At 59.5% G+C, this 550-nt stretch carries 1 rRNA gene; it reads right to left on the reverse strand.

Features of this window, described 5'->3' with window-relative positions:
• Nucleotides 1-550 (reverse strand): 16S ribosomal RNA (locus tag CIK87_RS03695); the annotation flags it as partial.

The raw sequence follows: 550 nt of genomic DNA on the forward strand, positions 1-550 counted from the left end.
TTTCATGGCTTGACGGGCGGTGTGTACAAGGCCCGGGAACGTATTCACCGCGCCATGGCTGATGCGCGATTACTAGCGAATCCAGCTTCGTGGGGTCGGGTTGCAGACCCCAGTCCGAACTGAGGGAGGTTTTTGCGATTGGACTCTCCTTGCGGCAAGCCGGCGCTCTGTACCCCCCATTGTAACACGTGTGTAGCCCCGGACGTAAGGGCCGTGCTGATTTGACGTCGTCCCCACCTTCCTCACACCTTGCGGTGGCAGTGTCCGCAGAGTGCCCAGCATCACCTGATGGCAACTACGGAGAGGGGTTGCGCTCGTTATGGCACTTAAGCCGACACCTCACGGCACGAGCTGACGACAACCATGCAGCACCTCCGCCAGCGCCCCGAAGGGCCTCAACATCTCTGTATCGTCCGCTGGCAGTTCAAGCCCGGGTAAGGTTCCTCGCGTATCATCGAATTAAACCACATGTTCCTCCGCTTGTGCGGGCCCCCGTCAATTCCTTTGAGTTTCACCGTTGCCGGCGTACTCCCCAGGTGGGATGCTTAAC

This window comes from Prevotella sp. P5-64 (genome assembly GCF_002251285.1).
Classification (GTDB): Bacteria; Bacteroidota; Bacteroidia; order Bacteroidales; family Bacteroidaceae; genus Prevotella.